This window comes from Microbispora sp. NBRC 16548, from assembly GCF_030268985.1.
Taxonomy (GTDB): Bacteria; Actinomycetota; Actinomycetes; order Streptosporangiales; family Streptosporangiaceae; genus Microbispora; species Microbispora catharanthi.
This window is the reverse complement of record NZ_BSSF01000005.1, coordinates 296,737-314,070: the sequence shown is the minus strand read 5'-3', so window position 1 is coordinate 314,070 and position 17,334 is coordinate 296,737. Positions and strand designations below refer to the sequence as shown.

Below are 17,334 nucleotides of genomic sequence, written 5' to 3'. Positions count from 1 at the left end.
TCCGCGGTGGGTTGACTCAGGTGAGCTGGACGAGCACCGAGCCGACGATGAGCAGGGCGAGACCGGACAGGCGCGGCGCGGTGAGCGGGCGGCGGGGCAGCCGCAGGAAGCCGTAGTTGTCGATCACGGCCGAGGCGACCTGCTGGCCGGTCACGGTCAGCGCCACGGTGGTGGCGGCGCCGATCGTGGGGATGAGCGTGAAGGTCGCGGTGACGTACGCCGCGGCGCAGGCGCCGCCGAGCCAGCCCCACCAGGGCATCGTGCGCAGCCCGCCGAGCTGCGGCCGGGGGGTGCGGCGCGTCGCCAGCAGGACGAGCAGAACCACGGCGATGGTGATCGTGGCCACGATGAAGCTGATCATCGCGGTGGTCACCGGCTCGTGGATGTCCTTGCGCAGCGCGGCGTTGACCGCTCCCTGCACCGGCAGGACAGCGCCGGCCACGATGCCCAGCAGGATCCAGCCGCCCTGGCCGAGGCCGCCGCTCCGGCGTACGGCCGCCGCCGTCGCGGCCGGGGCGGTGACGGTGGCCGTCCCGCCACGGGCGGGAGTGCCGGGAGCGCCGCCGGACGCCGGTCCCGCCGCGGGCGGCGACTGCGCCGGGCGCTGTCCGCGGATGATGACCGTGATGCCGGCGAGGACCGCGAGCGCGCCGAGCGCGATGCCGACGCTGAGCGGCTTGCGCGCGATGCCGAACAGGCCGAACAGGTCCAGCCCCAGCGACGCGAACATCTGGCCGGTCACGAACAGACCCGCCGCGGCCAGCGCGCCGAGGCGGGGGAAGAGCAGGATCCCGCTGGTGATGTAGAGCGGGCTGGCCAGACCCCCGAGCAGGTGCCAGAAGGGCACGCCGGGCACGAGGCGGACGGCGCCGATCGCTCCGACCGCGACCGCGAGGAGCGCCAGCAGGGCCGTCGCCACGCCCAGTTGCAGGGTCGAGGCGCCGTACGGCGTCCCCACGGCCTTGTTGAGCTGGAGATTCACCGAGGCTTGCACTGCCAGTAAGCAGCCGACCAGCAGTGCCGAGGCGAGGAACAGGGCATGCATCGCGATCCCTCTTCTAGAGAACCGGGTTTCCGAGAAGCCGGGCCAGAACCGGACATGGTGTCCGGATGAGCGTAAGGCAAAAGTGGACGCTCTGTCCACATCGTTCCGTCGGGGGGCTACCATGTCCTCATGAACAACGGGTTTATGGATCCTGGCGGGAACCGGAGGAACGGCCGCGTTCCGTCGGAGGGGACCATGCCGGCCGGCATCGGCCGGGAACTGCCCGTGCTCGACCTCGAACCGGGCCCCCCGGCGCCGGTGCGGGAACGGGCGGACGCCGCGCGCAACCGCATGCGCGTGCTGAAGGCGGCCGAACAGCTTTTCGCGACGAGGGACGCGCGGCATGTCACCATGGACGAGATCGCGAAGGCGGCGGGGGTGGGGCGGGCCACGCTCTACCGGCGCTATCCGGACCCCGCCTCGATCGCGACGGCCCTCCTGGACGAGCACGAGCGGCAGGTGCAGGGACACATCCTGAACGGCCCGCCGCCGCTCGGCCCGGGGGCCTCACCGGCCGACCGGCTGGCCGCGTTCTACGTCGCCATGATCGACCTGCTGGAGCGTCACCTGCACCTCGTGCTGGGAGCCGAGACCGGGAGCGCGCGTTTCGGCACCGGCGCCTACCGCTTCTGGCGCGCGCACGTGCGGATGCTGCTGACCGAGGCGCGAGTGCCGGACCCGGAGGGAATGGCGGACGCCGTGCTGGCGCCCCTCGCGCCCGAGGTCTACCAGTTCCAGCGGCACACCCTGGGCCTGTCGCAGGCCCGGGTCACCGAGGCGCTGGTGTGGAGCGCTCGCCGGCTTGCGGGAGGCTGAGCGATCCGGGCTCGGGGCGCGGGCAGTAGCCGCCGACCCCGTGCTCCAGCAGGTCGAAGGCGTGCTCGGCGTGCTCCCTGACGTCCGCCCTGATCCTGGACAGGTCCTCGCCGGCCATCTGCCGGGCCGTGGCGTGCCGGGTCAGCGTGCGAACGACCGCGCAGATCTGCGCGGACACCAGCCACGGGGTCAGGTCGTCGGGGTCGGCCTCGGTCTCGTCGGCGAGCGTGCGGGCCAGTCGCTCCTCCCGGTGGACCTCCAGCATGCGCACCCGTGACTGCAGCGCCGGGCTCTCTCCGACCCGCTGCGCGAACAGGCTCATTCCCTCGACCATTCCGTAGCGCCAGTCGCCCTCGGCGAGCGCCTCGAAGAAGTCCCGCCGCACGGCCTCGACCGCCGTCTCGCCCGCGCGGCGCTCGCGCACGGCCCGGGCCAGCATGTCCTCGGTCTCCTCGCTGCGGTCGAGGAACAGGTCCTCCTTCGTCCGGAAGTAGTTGAACACGGTGTTGACCGACACGTCGGCCGTACGGGCCACCTCGGCCACCGTGACGTTGTCGAAACCCCGCTGCAGGAACAGCCCCATCGCGATGTCGGCGATCCGCTGGCGGGTCTCCCGCTTCTTCCGCTCCCGCAGTCCCTCTTCCACGCTCCGATTCTAAGGGCGGGCACAAACTTTAAGTGACTCTAAATTTGGTGTTACTCTACCCGGCATGATTCATGCTAGAGGGCTCACCAAGACCTACGGCCCGGTCGAGGCCGTCCGTGGAGTCGACCTCGACGTCTCCGCGGGGGAGATCGTCGGCTTCCTCGGACCGAACGGCGCGGGCAAGACCACGACGCTCAGGATGCTGACCACCCTGCTGACGCCGACCGCGGGCACCGCCACGGTCGCGGGCAGCGATCTGTTCGCCGACCCGGTGGGCGTACGCCGGCGCATCGGGTACGTGCCCCAGGGCGGCACGGTCGGCCCGATATCTCCGATCGGGGAGGAACTGCTGCTCCAGGCCCGCCTGTACGGCCTCGGCAAGGCCGAGGCCCGCGAGCGCGTGACCGCGCTGCTGCGCCGGCTGGAGCTCGACGGGGCCGAAAACCGCACCGCGATCACGCTGTCGGGCGGCCAGAAGAGGCGGGTGGACATCGCGATGGGCCTGCTCCACCGGCCCGTCCTGCTGTTCCTCGACGAGCCGACGACCGGGCTCGACCCGCAGAGCCGTGCCAACCTGTGGGACCACGTGCGGCGGCTGCGTGAGGAGGAGGGGATGACGGTCTTCCTGACGACCCACTACCTGGAGGAGGCCGACGCCCTCTGCGACCGGGTCCTCATCATCGACCACGGCCGCATCGTGGCGGAGGGCGCACCCGGCGAGCTCAAGACGGCGCACGGGGCGGGCTCGCTCGACGAGGTCTTCCTCGCGGTGACCGGCCGCGAGCTGCGCGAGGGAGCCGCCGCGTGAACGCGCTCGCCGTCCTGACGCGTTACTACCTGCGTGCCACGTTCGGCAGCAGATTCGCCATCGTCTTCGGGGCCGTCCAGCCGTTCCTCTACCTCGTGCTGTTCGGCCCGCTGTTCAACCGCAGCGGCGTGGGCTCGTGGGCCGTCCTCGTGCCCGGCCTGCTGATGCAGCTCGGGCTGATGAGCGCCGGGATGGCCGGCTTCTCCATCGTCATCGACCAGCGGTTCGGCGTGCTGGAACGGCTGCGGGTCACGCCGGTGAGCCGGGTGACGCTGCTGCTCGGCCGGGTGCTCAAGGACAGCGTCGTGCTGCTGTTCCAGGCGGCGGCGATCATCGTCACGGGCTACGCGCTGGGGCTGCGGGCGCCGATCGCGGGGGTGCTGGCGGCGCTGTTGCTGGTCACCGTGCTGTCGGTCGGCATGGCGTCGCTGTCGTACACGGCGGCGCTGACGATACGGCAGGAGCTGTTCGCGCCAGTGATGTCCACCATCGTGATCCCGCTCATGCTGCTGTCGGGCGCGCTGCTGCCGATGTCGCTCGCCCCCGCCTGGCTCGACGTGGTGTCGCGGCTCACGCCCTTCCGCTACGCGGTCGAGGCGCTGCGCGCGCTGTTCGCCGGATCCTACGGATCGTCGGCCGTGTTCTGGGGAGTGCTCGTGTCCCTGGTCTTCGTCATCGTGGGGGTCGCCGCGGGCACCAACCGTTTTCAGCGGGAAAACGCCTGATCAGGGCTAGGAAAAGGCATTCGAAGTTGATACCGGTTTGCGGGCGCCGCCGGGCACGGAGACGGTCACAATGGGTGGCGTGGCGGACGTCAACTTCACCCTCGTCCAGCTGCGTTACTTCGTAACCGCGGCCGAGCTCGGCAGCATGACCGCGGCCAGCAGAGAACTCATGGTGGCGCAGTCGGCGATCTCGGCCGCCATCGCCCAAGTGGAGCGGGAGCTGGGCGTCCAGCTCCTGATCCGCCACCACGCCCGCGGCCTGTCGCTGACCCGCGCGGGCGAGCGCTTCCTCGTCGAGGCCAGGGAGTTCCTGTCCCACGCCGCGGCGCTCGCCCAGTCGGCGCGCGGCCTCGCGGGATCGCTGACCGGTGAGCTCGCCGTCGGCTGCCTGACCACGCTCGCGCCGTTCTACCTGTCCCGGCTGCTGCGCGAGTTCGCCGAGAAGTACCCCGGGGTGCGGGTCAGCGTCGCGGAGGGCGAGATCTCCGCCATGGAGTCGGCCCTGCTCGACGGGCGATGCGAGGTCGCCCTCGTCTACGCCATCGACCTCGCCCTCGACCTCGACATCCGGACGCTCACCCGGGCCAGGCCGTACGCGTTGCTGCCGCCGGAGCATCCCCTGGCCCGGGCGGAGACGGTGTCGCTGACGGACCTGGCGGCCGAGCCGATGATCCTGCTGGACCTGCCGCGCAGCCGCGACTACTTCCGGGCCATCTACCCCACCGAGCCGCGCGTGCGGTTCCGCACGTCGAGCTACGAGACGGCGCGCTCGCTGGTGGCGGGCGGGCACGGCTACTCGATACTCAACCAGCGGGCCGACAACGACCAGACCTACGACGGCGGCCGGGTCGCGTGCGTCCCGATCAGCGACGACGTGCCCGCGCTCGACGTCGTGCTCGCCTCGGTGCGCGGTGTGCGGCCCACCGCCCGGGCGGTCGCCTTCGCCGAGACCTGCCAGGCGTTCTTCTCCAGGAGGTAGTTCACCCGAGGTCGGCGAGCAACTCCTCCAGGAACGCGCCGGTCTGCGTGGCCGGCCGGGCGTCCACGCACACCGCGTTCATCACCTGCGTGTACGCCTCGGTGTCCTCGGACTTGTCCAGATAGAGCGCGCTGGTGAGCTGCTCCAGGTAGACGACGTCGGGCAGCTCGGGCGCTTCGAAGCGCAGGATCGTGAAAGGCCCCCCGCACGCGGCGTGCCCGCCGTGGTCGAACGGCACGATCTGCAGCGTGATGTTCGGCTGCTTCGTCACCTCGATGAGGTGTTCCAGCTGGGCCCGCATCACCTTCCGGCCGCCGATCGGGCGGCGCAGCGCCCCCTCGTCCATCACGGCCCACAGGGTCGCCGCCTCGGGCCCGGTCAGCCGCTCCTGCCGGCGCATCCGCAGGTCCACACGCCGGTCGACGTCGTCGGCGGCCCGCCCCGCGTTGCTCCGCAGGACGAGGGCCCGCGCGTACTCGGGCGTCTGCAGCAGCGTGGGCACGAACTGCAGCTCGTAGCAGCGGATGACGGACGCCGCCTCCTCCAGCCCGACGTAGAACTCGAACCAGCCCGGCAGCACGTCGCTGTACTTGTGCCACCAGCCGGGGATGTTCGCCTGCCGCGCCAGGTCGAGCAGCACGGCCCGGTCGTCGGCGTCGGTGATGCCGTAGAGGGTGAGCAGGTCGGCGACGTCCCGCTCCTTGAAGCCGACCCGGCCGAGCTCGAGCCTGCTGATCTTGGCGTGCGACCCGCGTATGGCACGGGCCGCCTTCTCTGGGGTGATGCCGCTCTCCCGGCGCAGCCGCCTGAGCTGGGCCCCGAGCAGAAGTCGCAGGGCCGTCGGGCCGCCGCGGGCGGTCCCGACCGGTACGGGGGCGGTGTGGCCCGCCTGTGCGTTCACGATCGCTCCATCGGCGGCGCTCCCGGAAGAATTCCTGGTGAACCAATCGGATTGATCATCCTACCGGACCGTGGTGAGGCCGTCTTTTCTGGGAACTTCCACGGAAAGTCGGGGGACGCGCGACATTTGCACGTGCACGCGTGCTTGCATCCGCAAGGCACAGGGCAAGATACACGACGGCAGGGAAATTCACATCATGTAATGAGTGAGACCTGAGGGATCGGCGATGACAGCAGACCTGGCGGGCCCGGGAGCCGCGACAGCGCCTCCGTGGTTGACCTCGATGTTCGAGCGCGACGACGTCGCCGGCTTGTCCCTGCCTCCGTCGGCCACGTGTACCTTTCATGGGCGCACCACGTCCGCCGCCGCGGCACGTGATTTCACCGCCAGGACGTTGTGCGGCTGGGGCGTACCCGGCCTCGTGCCGGACGCGCAGATCGTGGTGTCCGAGTTGGTGACCAACGCGCTGCGGCACGTTCCCGGCGACCCCGCGGACGCCCCGCCGATCCGCCTGAGGCTGGTGAGGCACCGGTTTCATATCGGCTGCGGCGTGAGCGACGCCAGCGAGCGGGTGCCCGCGGTCTCGCCCGGGAACGACCTGTCGGAGTCGGGCCGGGGGCTGCATCTGGTCGAGGCGCTGACCGCGGCGTGGGGATGGATCCTCACCCGCGGCGGAGGCAAGGTGGTCTGGGCGCTGTTCGACGCCTCGCCCGCCTCCTGATCAGCCCGCCTGCCGGGACCGGCCCGAGCCGTGACGCTCGGGCCGTGACGCTCGGGCCGTGACGCTCGGGCCGGCCCGGTCAGCCCTGCTCGGCCTCGCCGGTGACCTGCTCGGCGGCCTCCTCGGGCGACTGCTCCAGATCCTGGTCGGCCTGGGCCTGCGCGGAGGCCTTGTCCAGCCGGACCCAGCTCGTGATGCTCTCGACCGCGAACAGCACGAGCAGGTACGCCGTGAGGACGGCCGCCACGGGGGTCAGCCATCCGGCGGCGGCGGCCACGCCCAGGACCAGCAGGCGGACCTCCCAGCCCAGCCCCGCCTGATACAGCCAGGCGGGCGGCCAGATGCCCTGCCGGGTGCGGTAGACGGTGTCGTACGTGTGGTAGCCGATCACGTAGATCAGCACGAACAGCAGCCACTTGGGCGTGTCCTCGGCCAGCCCGAGCAGGATGATCGTCAGGAACTCGGCCGCACGCAGCAGCGGGGGAGTGAGCCAGTCGAAGCGGCCCAGGTGGTCGCGGCCGGCGGTGGGCAGGACCAGCACGAGCAGCACGGCGACGGGCACGAGCAGGATCGGGCCGTCGGTGAGGGCGCCGGCGACGGCCAGTGCCACGATCGCGATCAGCGCCACCGCGGTCGCGGGCACGGGCGGCAGCAGCCGGCCCAGGGAGCCCTTCAGCGCGTTGGCGAGCGGGCCGTCGTCGCGGTAGGCGAGCAGGCGCGCGGTCTGGACCCGGCGGCGCTCCTCGTCCGGGTCCGGAAGCGTGGTGGTCTGCGGCTGGGTGATCATGCGAGCGACCTCAGGAGACGTCCGGTGAGGGTGTAGGTGGCCGCGATGCCGCCCCAGACGATCAGCGTGAGGAACGTCACCCGGGGGTTGAAGAACGCGGCGGTGATCGCGATCGCGGCGAAACGCTCGCCGATGGGGAACACGATCATCTTGCGGGCCCAGTGGACCGGGCGGAACTTGCCGGCCTTGGTCCACAGCTTCAGCAGCCCGCGCACGCCGGTGCTCCGGCTCGCCCTGCGCTGCTCCAGCGCCTCCCGCAGCGGACGGTCGTCGGCGACCGTCAGGTCCAGCGTGGGCAGCGGCACGGGCGCCTTGCGCCGGTTGGCCGCACCGAACGAGAAGTCCACCAGATGCTTGACCGACTGGAGGGCCAGCGCGACGAGCGCCAGCGTCCACACGCCCTCGCCGTCGCCGAACTGCCCGGACACCGTCGCGCCGACCGCCAGGCCGACGAAGACGGCGTACTCCTTGAACCGGTCGAACGTGGCGTCCAGCCAGGCGCCGAGCACGCCGAACTTGCGCGCGTAGCGGGCGACCTGACCGTCCACGCAGTCGAAGACGAACGCGAAGTAGATGAGCACCCCGCCGGCCACCGCCCCCCAGCGGGTGCCGGTGGCGAACGCGCCGGCCGACAGCAGGCCGAGGGCGATGGAAATCAGCGTCACCTGGTTGGGCGTGAGCCCGCGGCGGGCCGCCCAGCGGGCGATGAAGCGCGAGTAGGTGCTGACGAAGAACGTGGTGAAGAAGCCGTCGGCGCCCTTCACGGCGTTGTTCAGCCGGGCCCGGTCCTCGTCGTACCCCGCCATCTCCGCCAGCGCCTCGTCGGCCTCGGCCTGGCTGCGGACGCGGCGGAAGAACAGGTCGCGGCGGCCCCGCCGGCCCACCGACACGCCGCGCCGGACCAGGCCGAGCACGAGAAGCTCGGTCACGTCGTCCTCGGGGCCGAACAGGTGGGCCATGTCCGCCAGCTCGCGGGCGACCTCGGCGAGGGTCTGCAGGTGCCGCTGATGGAGGTGGAGCGGTCCGAGCAGCGCCGCGTTCGGCCGGGTCACCGCGTGGTAGGCGGTGCCGACCGAGGTGATCCGGCTCCGGCCGATGCGGGTGCGCTGGGGGAGCCCCTCGATGACCTTGTCGCCGATCTCGGGCTCCGCCTCCTCGATCGGCACCTCCTCCTCCGGAGGCCCGTTCTCGTCCTGCTCCTGCCGCTCCTGCCGGACGACCAGTGCGATGGCCCCCCGCTTGGCCTTGGTGATCTGGTAGATCAGCTCGTCGTGCACCAGCGAGTCGGCCGGCAGGATCAGCAGGTTCTCCTCGGCGCCCTCGACCGCGTCGGCCAGCGCGCGCAGGTCGCCGGCGACGTCACGGCTCTCCACCACCCGGCCGTACGGCCTGTGGTAGGCGGCGGCGTCCCCCGGCCGGGCGATCGTCGTCGGCTCGGGGTCCAGAGCGACGGCCTGCGCGAGCAGCCTGTCGTACGCGGAGGGGGCCCCGGGCAGCGATTTCAGCGTGATGGCCGCGGGCAGGGCGGGCTGACCGCCGTGCGGCGGGGGACTGATCGGGCCGGGCGGGGCGCCCAGCAGGACCACGCGGGTCATGGCAACCTTTCACGCAACGGGGGGAGATCAGGCCCTCAGGCTTGACCGGCGCGGGGAAGTCCGCCGGAAGCCAAAGCTTAGTGACCTTTCGGTTGAGCCGATGCACCCCAGGTTTACCGTACGGCCCCTGTATGTACAGCTTGAGGAGGCTTCGTCGCCCGGCTTCGTCGCCGGATCATTACCGAATTTTCACCATTCATGCCCCTCAACGGGGCGAATGACCGTCTGCCGGGGCGGCCGCCCGCGCGCACCCATACGATGGCGGGGTGAGCCTCTACCGGGACGAGGGCGTCGTGCTGCGCACCCAGAAGCTGGGTGAGGCCGACCGCATCATCACGCTCCTCACCCGGCGCACCGGCAAGGTCCGCGGCGTGGCCAAGGGCGTGCGCAGGACCATGTCGCGCTTCGGCGCGCGGCTGGAGCCGTTCTCCCACGTCGACCTGCAACTCCACGGCGGCAGGTCGCTCGACGTGATCACCCAGGTCGAGACCCTGCATCCGTACGGCGAGGCGATCGTGGCCGACTACGCCAGGTACACCGCCGGGACCGCGATGCTGGAGACGGCCGACCGGCTGACGGTGGGGGAGAAGGAGCCGGCGCTGCGGCAGTTCCTGCTGCTGGTCGGCGGACTGCGCACGCTCGCCGAGGGCGGTCACGAGGCCCGGCTGGTGCTCGACGCGTTCTTCCTGCGCTCGCTGGCCGTCGCGGGCTACGCCCCCGCGCTGTCGGAGTGCGCGCGGTGCGGCGCGGAGGCCGTGCGCGCCTTCTCCATCGTCGCCGGCGGCGTGGTGTGCGGGGCGTGCCGCCCGGCCGGCGCCGCGGTGCCCGCCGCGGAGACGATCGCGCTGATGATCGCCCTGTTGCGCGGCGACTGGGCGGCCGCCGACGCCTCCGAGCCCCGGCACCGCGCCGAGTGCAGCGGCCTGGTCGCCGCCTACCTGCAGTGGCACCTGGAGCACGGCATCCGCTCGCTGCGTCACGTGGAACGGGAGTGGCCGGGTCAGATGACCGCAAGCGAAGCGAGGATCATCTGACCGGCCCTGCGGGGGTCCGGGGGTCGTCCCCCGGTGTCGGCGGGTCAGGTGACCGCAAGCGAAGCGAGGATCATCTGACCGGCCCTGCGGGGGTCCGGGGGTCGCCCCCCGGGTCAACAGGTCCGGAGGCGTTTTCCGGTGGCGTCGGCGTAACGCGGGGGGACGCACGAAACGCGCATGGAACGCGCACGGTATCCGCACCGGATCTGCACGTCTACCGCGCCTGAGGACCGGTCTGGACGCAATACCCTCGGTACATGGTCCGTCCTCCCACTCCGCACCCGTCCGGTGCCACCCCGCCCGCCATCCCGCGCGACCTGCTGCCGCGACACGTGGCGATCGTCATGGACGGCAACGGCCGCTGGGCCAAGGCGCGCGGGTTGCCCAGGACCGAGGGGCACAAGATGGGCGAGGCGTCGCTGTTCGACGTCATCGAGGGCGCCGTCGAGATCGGCATCCCCTACCTGTCGGCGTACGCCTTCTCCACGGAGAACTGGAGGCGCTCGCCTGACGAGGTGCGCTTCCTCATGGGGTTCAACCGCGACGTCATCCGCCGGCGGCGCGACCAGCTCAACGCGATGGGCGTGCGGGTCCGCTGGGCCGGACGTCCCGGGCGGCTCTGGAAGAGCGTGATCAAGGAGCTTGAGGACGCCGAGCGGATGACGGTCGGCAACAGCACGCTGACCCTCCAGTTCTGCGTGAACTACGGCGGCCGCGCGGAGATCGTGGACGCGGCCGTGCGGCTCGCCCGCGACATCGCCGCGGGCCGGGTCAAGGCCGACAAGGTCTCGGAGAAGACCTTCGCCCGCTATCTGGACGAGCCGGAGATCCCGGACGTGGATTTGTTCCTGCGTTCGTCCGGCGAGCAGCGCACCTCCAACTTCCTGCTGTGGCAGTCCGCGTACGCCGAGATGGTCTTCCTGAACCAGCTGTGGCCCGACTTCGACCGGCGCGACCTGTGGCAGGCGTGCGAGATCTACGCCAAGCGCGACCGCAGGTATGGCGGGGCCATTCCGAACGAGGCGGCCCAGAACTCCGGCACGGCGCGGCACTGAGTCACGGCGCGGCACTGAGACACAGCGCGGCACTGAGACACAGCGCGGCACTGAGTCACGGCGCCGGCGGGCGGGCCCGGCGTCAGGAGGCGTCGCGGCGGCGGGCCCGGTACGCGGCGACGTGCATGCGGTTCCCGCAGGTGCGGCTGTCGCAGTAGACGCGGGAGCGGTTCCTCGACTCGTCCACGAAGACGTGGGAGCAGTCGGGCGCCGCGCACGTCCGCAGGCGATCCCGCTCGTTCTCCACGAGCACGTGGGCGAGGGCGACGCCGCAGTCGGCGGCCAGATGCTCGGCGACCGACGAGCCCGGCGCGAAGTAGTGGACGTGGAGGGGGTGGCCGTCGTGCTCGGCGAGGTGCGGCGTGATGCGGGTGCGCTGCAGCAGCGTGTTGAGCAGGCCGACCGCCGTCGGCTGGTCCGGCGCGGTGAACACGGCGTGGAACTCCTCGCGCAGGGCCCGGACCTCGCCGAGGTCGCGCCGGGTCACCGCCCCGACTCCGCTGACCTCCCGCCTGCGGACGAACTCCTCCAGGTCGCCGACCTCGGCCAGCCCGTCGCGCTCGCCGGCGCCGGTGTTGATGAGGTCCACCACCGTCGCCAGCGAGTACACCATGTCATGGCTGAACGGCACGCCATCTCCCTTTTGTCGCGGCGGTCCCTGTCGCGGCGCAGGCAGCGTATCTCTCGAGGAGCCCGCGCGGGGCGGGGTCAGCTCTTTCCCGCCGCCTCCGCGCGCGACCCGGCCGCCTCCGCGCACGATGAACAGGTGCCGAAGACCTCCACGGTGTGAGTGACGTCGATGAAGCCGTGCTCGGCCCCGACGACCTCGGCCCAGCGCTCCACGTCCGGCCCGGCCACCTCGATTGTGCGCCCGCACTCCCGGCACACGAGGTGGTGGTGATGTGTGTCGGTCTGACATGCCCGGTAGACCGACTCGCCCTCGTCGGTGCGCAGCACGTCGACCCGGCCGGCGTCGGAGAGCGACTGGAGCGCCCGGTACACGGTCGTCAGGCCGATCTTCGAGCCGACCGCGCGCATCTCGGCGAACACGTCCTGCGCGCTGCGGAACCCCCGGCTCTGGCGGAGGATCTCGTGAACGGCGTCGCGGCTCTTCGTCATCAGGACTCCTGTGTACGGCTTCGCCCTACGACCTACCAGGTTAGGCCGGTTTTCATCAGATCAGGCCGAAACGGGTGGCGGCGAGGAGGACCAGGAACGTCGCGACCGCCACGCGCAGCAACCGGCCCACCGGACGCAACGAGGGCCACGACAGGTAGGCCAGGCAGACGATGAACGCGAGCACCGGAAGCACGGCCACCCCGCCACGCCAGTCGGGCACCACCAGCCCGGCGATCAGCAGGGCCACCAGGACCAGAGGGACCAGCCAGCGGGGCAGCTGGAACAGGAAGACCAGCGGCGCGGCGCTCCTGCGCTCGACCGCAGCGCGCAGCCCGGTGGCGCCGGGCGTGAAGAACTGCTCGCCCGGCGGCAGCGGCCGCCGCACCCGCGGGGACGCCGCGTTCCCCTGGGCGGGAGGCTTCCTCGCCAGAGGATGGGACGGCACCTGACGGCGCGGCGGTTCGGTTTCGCTTCCCACGTGTTCGAGCCTAGTGCGCATCTGCTCAATCTTCGCCCTGTCGCGCCGCCCACGGTGCTCCTTCCGTCCGGGTCGCCCCCTCCCCGGCGGGGCGTACGCGCGGGGTGGCATGCTGGGCGGCATGCTCGCCGTGATCCGTTACTCGGTGCCGGGCGCCCGCGCCGACGAGTTCGCCGCCCAGGCGCGCGCCATCCTCGATCTGCTGTCCGCGCAGCCGGGATACCTGCGCGGGCAGATCGGCAGGTCGGTGGACGAGCCGGTCCTGTGGGCGGTGGTCAGCGAGTGGGAGGGCGCGGGCTACTACCGGCGCGCCCTGTCGGCGGCCCGGATGGTGATGTATCCCCTGATGACCCTTATGATCAACGAGCCCAGCGCCTTCGAAGGCGTCTACGCGCTGCCGGGCGAGGGGGCGAGCGCGGGGACCGTGGGCAAGGCTTGAGCGCGGGGGCGCCGGATTCCCCTAAGCTTGAGCACGGATCCGGGCAGGTGGCCGGACGTCCCGCAGCCGCGACACGGCCGGGCCGGCCCGCCCGCTTCAGCGAGCATCGCACCGCTGACCCCGATCTCAACGCCGACACCCAGCCGGATGGAGTTCCACTGATGGCACGTCGCACCGACGTCTTGGAAACGATCGTCAGCCTCGCCAAACGCCGCGGGCTCGTCTTCCCGTCGAGCGAGATCTACGGAGGCCTGCGGGCGTCCTGGGACTACGGCCCTCTCGGTGTCGAGCTCAAGAACAACGTGAAGCGCGAGTGGTGGAAGGCCATGGTGCAGGGCCGCGACGACGTCGTCGGCCTCGACTCCTGCGTCATCCTCGCCCGCGAGGTCTGGCAGGCCAGCGGCCACGTCGAGACCTTCACCGACCCGCTCACCGAGTGCCAGTCGTGCCACAAGCGCTACCGCGCCGACCATCTCGTCGAGGCGTACGAGGCCAAGCACGGCAGTGAGCCGGCGGGCGGCCTGGCCGACATCACCTGCCCGAACTGCGGCAACAAGGGCGCCTTCACCCAGCCCAAGCAGTTCAGCGGCCTGCTGAAGACGTTCCTCGGCCCGGTCGAGGACGAGTCGGGCCTGGCGTACCTGCGGCCGGAGACCGCCCAGGGCATCTTCATCAACTACCTCAACGTCCAGCAGTCGGCCCGCAAGAAGATCCCGTTCGGCATCGGCCAGGTCGGAAAGTCGTTCCGCAACGAGATCACCCCGGGCAACTTCATCTTCCGCACCCGCGAGTTCGAGCAGATGGAGATGGAGTTCTTCGTCAAGCCCGGCACGGACGAGGAGTGGCACCAGTACTGGATCGACGAGCGCCTGCGCTGGTACGTCGACCTCGGCATCAACAAGGACAACCTCCGGCTCTACGAGCACCCGAAGGAGAAGCTGTCCCACTACTCGAAGCGGACCGTGGACATCGAGTACCGCTTCAACTTCGCCGGTGGCGAGTGGGGCGAGCTTGAGGGCATCGCCAACCGCACCGACTTCGACCTCACCGCGCACGGCAAGGCGTCCGGCACCGACCTGTCGTTCTTCGAGCAGGAGTCGGGCGAGCGCTACGTGCCGTACGTCATCGAGCCGGCGGCCGGTGTGGACCGCGCGACGCTGACCTTCCTCCTCGACGCCTACACGGTCGACGAGGCGCCCAACGCCAAGGGCGTGATGGAGGAGCGGACCGTGATGCGCCTCGACCACCGCCTTGCCCCGGTCAAGGTCGCGGTGCTGCCGCTGTCGCGCAACGCCGACCTGTCGCCGAAGGCCCGGGACCTCGCGGCCCGGCTGCGCCGCCGGTGGAACGTGGACTTCGACGACGCGGGGGCCATCGGCCGCCGCTACCGCCGCCAGGACGAGATCGGCACGCCGTTCGCGATCACGGTCGACTTCGACACCCTGGAGGACCAGGCCGTGACGATCCGCGAGCGGGACACCATGGCCCAGCAGCGGGTCGCGCTCGACCAGGTCGAGTCGTACCTGCGCCAGCACCTCAACGACTGATCACCGCGACAAGGCGCCTGTCCGGAAATTTCCGGACAGGCGCCTTTTGCTATCGTGTGCTGCTACCCCGTGCTGCTACCCCGTGCATGTGAGGAGCTGCGAACTCAGCCCTTCAGGGCCGAGAAGCCGACGTGGAACGAGTAGAGGCTCTCCAGCTTCAGACGGTCGACTCGCGGATGATCAGACGGCACGGCATCCGGTGCACGCCCGGCGTCGCCCGCCCGTCCATGGCCGCGAACAGGTGCTGGGCCGCCGTGCGGCCGAGCACCTCCAGGTTCATGTCGATCGTGGTCAGCGGGGGCCTGGTCTCCGTGGACAGGACCTCCCAGTTGTCGTAGCCGACCACCGCGAGGTCTTCCGGCACCCGGCGCCCGCGCTCCCGCGCGGCCTCCACCAGGCCGGCCGCTATCTGGTCGCTGCCGCAGACGACGGCGTCCACCTCGGGGTCGGCACGCAGGACCACCTCGGCGGCCTGCCGTCCCCAGCGCTGCGACCACACGCCGTACAGGACCTGGCCGCCGGACATCGGCAGGCCCGCCTCCTCCAGCGCGAGCGTCACCCCGGCCGCCCGGTCCTGGGCGGCCTGGTAGTGCTGCGGGCCGGTCACGTGCGCGATCCTGCGCCGGCCGAGGGTCACCAGGTGCCGTACGGCCTGCGCCGCGCCGTCCACGTCGTCGGGCACGAACGACACGTCGTCCGGGTCGTCGGACGGCGCGTAGGCGTACACGACGGGCACGGGCAGGTCACGGCTTATCGACGGCCGGGGGTCGGTGCTCTCGCCCACGACGATGAGGCCGTCCACCCGGCGGGCCAGCAGCGCGCGGATGTGGTGCTGCTCGCGGATGGCGTCGCCGCGCGCGTCGCACAGCAGCACCGCCATCTCGCCCGCGCCGAACGCGTCCTCGGCGCCGAGCAGCACGGGGATGCCGAAACGGCCGACGCTGTCGCTGGTGAGCAGGCCCATGGTGCGGGTCTGTCCGGTCAGCAGGCTGCGGGCCAGCGCGTTCGGCTGGAACGACAGCTCTTCCGCTGCCTGGAAGACGCGCCTGCGGGTCTCCGCGCGGACCTGTGCCCGGCCGTTGAGCGCCTTGGACGCGGTCGCGATCGAGACCCCCGCGAGGGCGGCCACGTCGGTGATCGTGGCGGGTCGTTGCGGAGGAGCCATCGATACGTAAAACCTTTTCAGATATGGGCGACTACGGCGTTGCCGAAGATAGTCGTCGTTCCGTGATGACGCAAGGACTAGGCATGCTGTTGACGGCGACGTATGTTGCGGCTACGTTTCCGAAAACCTTTTAGGTCGTTTTCCGTGATCTTCACGCGACGAGCACCTGCCAGCACGGCACACCCCCCATAAGGAGCACCGATGTTCAGACGACTGCCGGCGATCACGGCCGCAGCGCTCCTGGCCGCGGCACTCGCGGCCTGCGGCGGCGGCGAGCCCGCGGGATCGGCATCGGCCGGGTCGAGCGGCCCGGTCACCGTCACGATGTGGACCCGCGCCGCCACCCAGGCGCAGAGCCAGCGTCTGGTCGACGCCTACAACGCCACGCACAAGAACCAGGTCAAGCTGACCGTCATCCCCACCGACAACTACCAGCCGAGGATCGCCGCGGCGGCGGGGGCCAAGCAGCTCCCCGACATCTTCGCCGCCGACGTGATCTTCGTGCCCAACTACACCTCCCAGGGCCTGTTCCTGGACATCACCGACCGGATCACCAAGCTCCCGTTCAAGGACGCGCTGGCCCCCTCGCACATGCGGCTCGGCACGTACGAGAACCGGCAGTACACGCTGCCGCACACCCTCGACCTGTCGGTCTGGTTCTGGAACAAGGACCTCTACAAGAAGGCGGGGCTCGACCCGGAGAAGGGCCCGGCCACGCTCAAGGAGTTCGCCGAGCAGGCCACCACCGTGCAGGAGAAGCTGGGCAAGGACGGCAAGGTCCACGGCACCTTCTTCGGCGGCAACTGCGGCGGCTGCTACGTCTTCACGTTCTGGCCGTCCGTCTGGGCCGCCGGCGGCGACGTGATGAACGAGGACGGCACCCAGTCGCTGGTGGACAAGTCGCCGATGACCGACGTCTTCGGCATCTACCGCAGCCTGTACGAGAAGGGCGTCACCGGCCCGACCACCAAGGAGGAGCAGGGGCCGACCTGGACCGGCTTCTTCCCGAAGGGTGAGATCGGCGTGATGCCGATGCCGTCCACCACGCTCGGGTCGATGCCGGCGGACATGAAGATCGGCGTCGCCCCCATCGCGGGTCCCGACGGCGGGCAGTCCACCTTCGTCGGCGGCGACTCGGTCGGCATCTCGGCCACGTCCCAGCACCCGGACGAGGCGTGGGACTTCCTGTCCTGGTCGGTCTCCGACGAGGCCCAGGTCGAGGTCATGGCGAAGAACAAGGACGTCGTGGCCCGCACCGACCTGGCCGACAACACGTACTCCTCCGCCGACCCGCGGGTGGTGCTGATCAACTCGCTCGTCGCCAAGGGCAGGACGCCGTACGCGCTGAAGTTCGGCCAGACGTTCAACGACCCGCAGGGGCCGTGGCTCAGGCTGGCGCGTGAGGCCGTCTTCGGGGACGCCTCGAAGGTCACCTCGCTCAACGAGCCCGTCAACCAGTCCCTCCAGCAGTGAT

Annotated in this window: 19 protein-coding genes; 10 read left to right on the top strand and 9 right to left on the bottom strand. The window is 70.9% G+C overall.

All coding sequences use genetic code 11. From position 1 onward, the window contains the following. Positions 1–16: 16 nt before the first annotated feature. The gene (locus QSK36_RS15760; protein ID WP_182897485.1) at positions 17–1,045 is read right to left on the bottom strand and encodes a DMT family transporter; all 1,029 of its coding nucleotides are present in this window, start codon (positions 1,043–1,045) and stop codon (positions 17–19) included. A 129-nt stretch (positions 1,046–1,174) separates the two neighbouring features. Here QSK36_RS15760 and QSK36_RS15755 point away from each other — a divergent pair, with 129 nt between their 5' ends. After that, the gene (locus QSK36_RS15755) at positions 1,175–1,861 is read left to right on the top strand and encodes a TetR/AcrR family transcriptional regulator (RefSeq protein WP_225898383.1); all 687 of its coding nucleotides are present in this window, start codon (positions 1,175–1,177) and stop codon (positions 1,859–1,861) included. On the opposite strand, the gene QSK36_RS15750 is transcribed toward QSK36_RS15755, so the two are convergent. After that, on the bottom strand, positions 1,815–2,507 hold the full coding sequence (locus tag QSK36_RS15750; protein ID WP_285782918.1) for a TetR/AcrR family transcriptional regulator: 693 nt from the start codon (positions 2,505–2,507) through the stop codon (positions 1,815–1,817). The genes QSK36_RS15755 and QSK36_RS15750 overlap by 47 nt on opposite strands. Positions 2,508–2,571: 64 nt before the next feature. Between QSK36_RS15750 and QSK36_RS15745 the strand changes: the two genes are divergently transcribed. The 3 genes from QSK36_RS15745 to QSK36_RS15735 all read left to right on the top strand — a co-directional run bounded on the left by QSK36_RS15745 (position 2,572) and on the right by QSK36_RS15735 (position 5,019). After that, positions 2,572–3,315, top strand: a complete 744-nt coding sequence (locus QSK36_RS15745; protein WP_502883315.1) for an ABC transporter ATP-binding protein — start codon at positions 2,572–2,574, stop codon at positions 3,313–3,315. Further along, entirely contained in the window at positions 3,312–4,040 is a 729-nt protein-coding gene (locus QSK36_RS15740; RefSeq protein WP_183539043.1) for an ABC transporter permease, read from the top strand. Before QSK36_RS15745 ends, QSK36_RS15740 begins: the two co-directional genes overlap by 4 nt. A gap of 70 nt (positions 4,041–4,110) precedes the next feature. Beyond that, positions 4,111–5,019: a LysR substrate-binding domain-containing protein gene (locus QSK36_RS15735; protein WP_030506250.1), complete on the top strand. Its 909-nt coding sequence runs from the start codon at positions 4,111–4,113 to the stop codon at positions 5,017–5,019. Position 5,020: 1 nt separating this feature from the next. Here the strand turns inward: QSK36_RS15735 and QSK36_RS15730 are convergent, their stop codons facing one another. Continuing rightward, positions 5,021–5,920, bottom strand: coding sequence for a Sco1979 family transcriptional regulator (locus QSK36_RS15730; protein WP_183539045.1), 900 nt, complete (start codon positions 5,918–5,920; stop codon positions 5,021–5,023). A gap of 226 nt (positions 5,921–6,146) precedes the next feature. Between QSK36_RS15730 and QSK36_RS15725 the strand changes: the two genes are divergently transcribed. Beyond that, positions 6,147–6,641 carry an ATP-binding protein gene (locus tag QSK36_RS15725; RefSeq protein WP_285782917.1) on the top strand — a complete coding sequence of 165 codons (495 nt, stop codon included), beginning with the start codon at positions 6,147–6,149 and terminating at the stop codon, positions 6,639–6,641. Between the two features lie 79 nt (positions 6,642–6,720). On the opposite strand, the gene QSK36_RS15720 is transcribed toward QSK36_RS15725, so the two are convergent. Both QSK36_RS15720 and QSK36_RS15715 read right to left on the bottom strand, forming a co-directional pair. Beyond that, the gene (locus tag QSK36_RS15720) at positions 6,721–7,428 is read right to left on the bottom strand and encodes a DUF5941 domain-containing protein (protein ID WP_285782916.1); all 708 of its coding nucleotides are present in this window, start codon (positions 7,426–7,428) and stop codon (positions 6,721–6,723) included. After that, positions 7,425–9,023, bottom strand: coding sequence for a CDP-alcohol phosphatidyltransferase family protein (locus QSK36_RS15715; RefSeq protein ID WP_285782915.1), 1,599 nt, complete (start codon positions 9,021–9,023; stop codon positions 7,425–7,427). Before QSK36_RS15715 ends, QSK36_RS15720 begins: the two co-directional genes overlap by 4 nt. 266 nt (positions 9,024–9,289) lie before the next feature. On the opposite strand from QSK36_RS15715, the gene recO reads away from it, so the two are divergent. Further along, positions 9,290–10,057, top strand: coding sequence for a DNA repair protein RecO (gene recO, locus QSK36_RS15710; protein WP_285782914.1), 768 nt, complete (start codon positions 9,290–9,292; stop codon positions 10,055–10,057). A 257-nt stretch (positions 10,058–10,314) separates the two neighbouring features. Then, positions 10,315–11,112 (top strand): isoprenyl transferase, encoded by a 798-nt coding sequence (locus tag QSK36_RS15705; RefSeq protein ID WP_183539055.1) that lies wholly within the window; start codon positions 10,315–10,317, stop codon positions 11,110–11,112. 82 nt (positions 11,113–11,194) lie between these two features. Here the strand turns inward: QSK36_RS15705 and QSK36_RS15700 are convergent, their stop codons facing one another. The 3 genes from QSK36_RS15700 to QSK36_RS15690 form a co-directional block, all read right to left on the bottom strand. Next, the gene (locus tag QSK36_RS15700; RefSeq protein WP_285782913.1) at positions 11,195–11,743 is read right to left on the bottom strand and encodes a CGNR zinc finger domain-containing protein; all 549 of its coding nucleotides are present in this window, start codon (positions 11,741–11,743) and stop codon (positions 11,195–11,197) included. 77 nt (positions 11,744–11,820) lie between these two features. Beyond that, the gene (locus QSK36_RS15695; RefSeq protein WP_182897476.1) at positions 11,821–12,231 is read right to left on the bottom strand and encodes a Fur family transcriptional regulator; all 411 of its coding nucleotides are present in this window, start codon (positions 12,229–12,231) and stop codon (positions 11,821–11,823) included. A 55-nt stretch (positions 12,232–12,286) separates the two neighbouring features. Continuing rightward, positions 12,287–12,709 (bottom strand): DUF6703 family protein, encoded by a 423-nt coding sequence (locus QSK36_RS15690; protein WP_285782912.1) that lies wholly within the window; start codon positions 12,707–12,709, stop codon positions 12,287–12,289. 121 nt (positions 12,710–12,830) lie between these two features. On the opposite strand from QSK36_RS15690, the gene QSK36_RS15685 reads away from it, so the two are divergent. Further along, on the top strand, positions 12,831–13,148 hold the full coding sequence (locus tag QSK36_RS15685) for an antibiotic biosynthesis monooxygenase family protein (protein WP_139579522.1): 318 nt from the start codon (positions 12,831–12,833) through the stop codon (positions 13,146–13,148). A gap of 161 nt (positions 13,149–13,309) precedes the next feature. Then, complete coding sequence (locus QSK36_RS15680; RefSeq protein WP_139579523.1) at positions 13,310–14,695, top strand: glycine--tRNA ligase; 1,386 nt, start codon at positions 13,310–13,312, stop codon at positions 14,693–14,695. 157 nt (positions 14,696–14,852) lie between these two features. On the opposite strand, the gene QSK36_RS15675 is transcribed toward QSK36_RS15680, so the two are convergent. Then, a complete protein-coding gene (locus QSK36_RS15675) occupies positions 14,853–15,860 on the bottom strand; it encodes a LacI family DNA-binding transcriptional regulator (protein ID WP_183539059.1) in 1,008 nt (335 codons plus the stop codon). Between the two features lie 201 nt (positions 15,861–16,061). Here QSK36_RS15675 and QSK36_RS15670 point away from each other — a divergent pair, with 201 nt between their 5' ends. Then, a complete protein-coding gene (locus tag QSK36_RS15670) occupies positions 16,062–17,333 on the top strand; it encodes an ABC transporter substrate-binding protein (RefSeq protein WP_285782911.1) in 1,272 nt (423 codons plus the stop codon). Position 17,334: the final 1 nt, after the last annotated feature.

Bases quoted from the DNA above. Each gene is read 5' to 3' on its own strand.
- QSK36_RS15760 (WP_182897485.1), bottom strand. From the start codon at position 1,045: ATGCATGCCCTGTTCCTCGCCTCGGCACTGCTGGTCGGCTGCTTACTG.
- QSK36_RS15755 (WP_225898383.1), top strand. From the start codon at position 1,175: ATGAACAACGGGTTTATGGATCCTGGCGGGAACCGGAGGAACGGCCGC.
- QSK36_RS15745 (WP_502883315.1), top strand. From the start codon at position 2,572: ATGATTCATGCTAGAGGGCTCACCAAGACCTACGGCCCGGTCGAGGCC.
- QSK36_RS15735 (WP_030506250.1), top strand. From the start codon at position 4,111: ATGGGTGGCGTGGCGGACGTCAACTTCACCCTCGTCCAGCTGCGTTAC.
- QSK36_RS15725 (WP_285782917.1), top strand. From the start codon at position 6,147: ATGACAGCAGACCTGGCGGGCCCGGGAGCCGCGACAGCGCCTCCGTGG.
- QSK36_RS15720 (WP_285782916.1), bottom strand. From the start codon at position 7,428: ATGATCACCCAGCCGCAGACCACCACGCTTCCGGACCCGGACGAGGAG.
- QSK36_RS15715 (WP_285782915.1), bottom strand. From the start codon at position 9,023: ATGACCCGCGTGGTCCTGCTGGGCGCCCCGCCCGGCCCGATCAGTCCC.
- QSK36_RS15705 (WP_183539055.1), top strand. From the start codon at position 10,315: ATGGTCCGTCCTCCCACTCCGCACCCGTCCGGTGCCACCCCGCCCGCC.
- QSK36_RS15695 (WP_182897476.1), bottom strand. From the start codon at position 12,231: ATGACGAAGAGCCGCGACGCCGTTCACGAGATCCTCCGCCAGAGCCGG.
- QSK36_RS15685 (WP_139579522.1), top strand. From the start codon at position 12,831: ATGCTCGCCGTGATCCGTTACTCGGTGCCGGGCGCCCGCGCCGACGAG.
- QSK36_RS15680 (WP_139579523.1), top strand. From the start codon at position 13,310: ATGGCACGTCGCACCGACGTCTTGGAAACGATCGTCAGCCTCGCCAAA.
- QSK36_RS15675 (WP_183539059.1), bottom strand. From the start codon at position 15,860: ATGGCTCCTCCGCAACGACCCGCCACGATCACCGACGTGGCCGCCCTC.
- QSK36_RS15670 (WP_285782911.1), top strand. From the start codon at position 16,062: ATGTTCAGACGACTGCCGGCGATCACGGCCGCAGCGCTCCTGGCCGCG.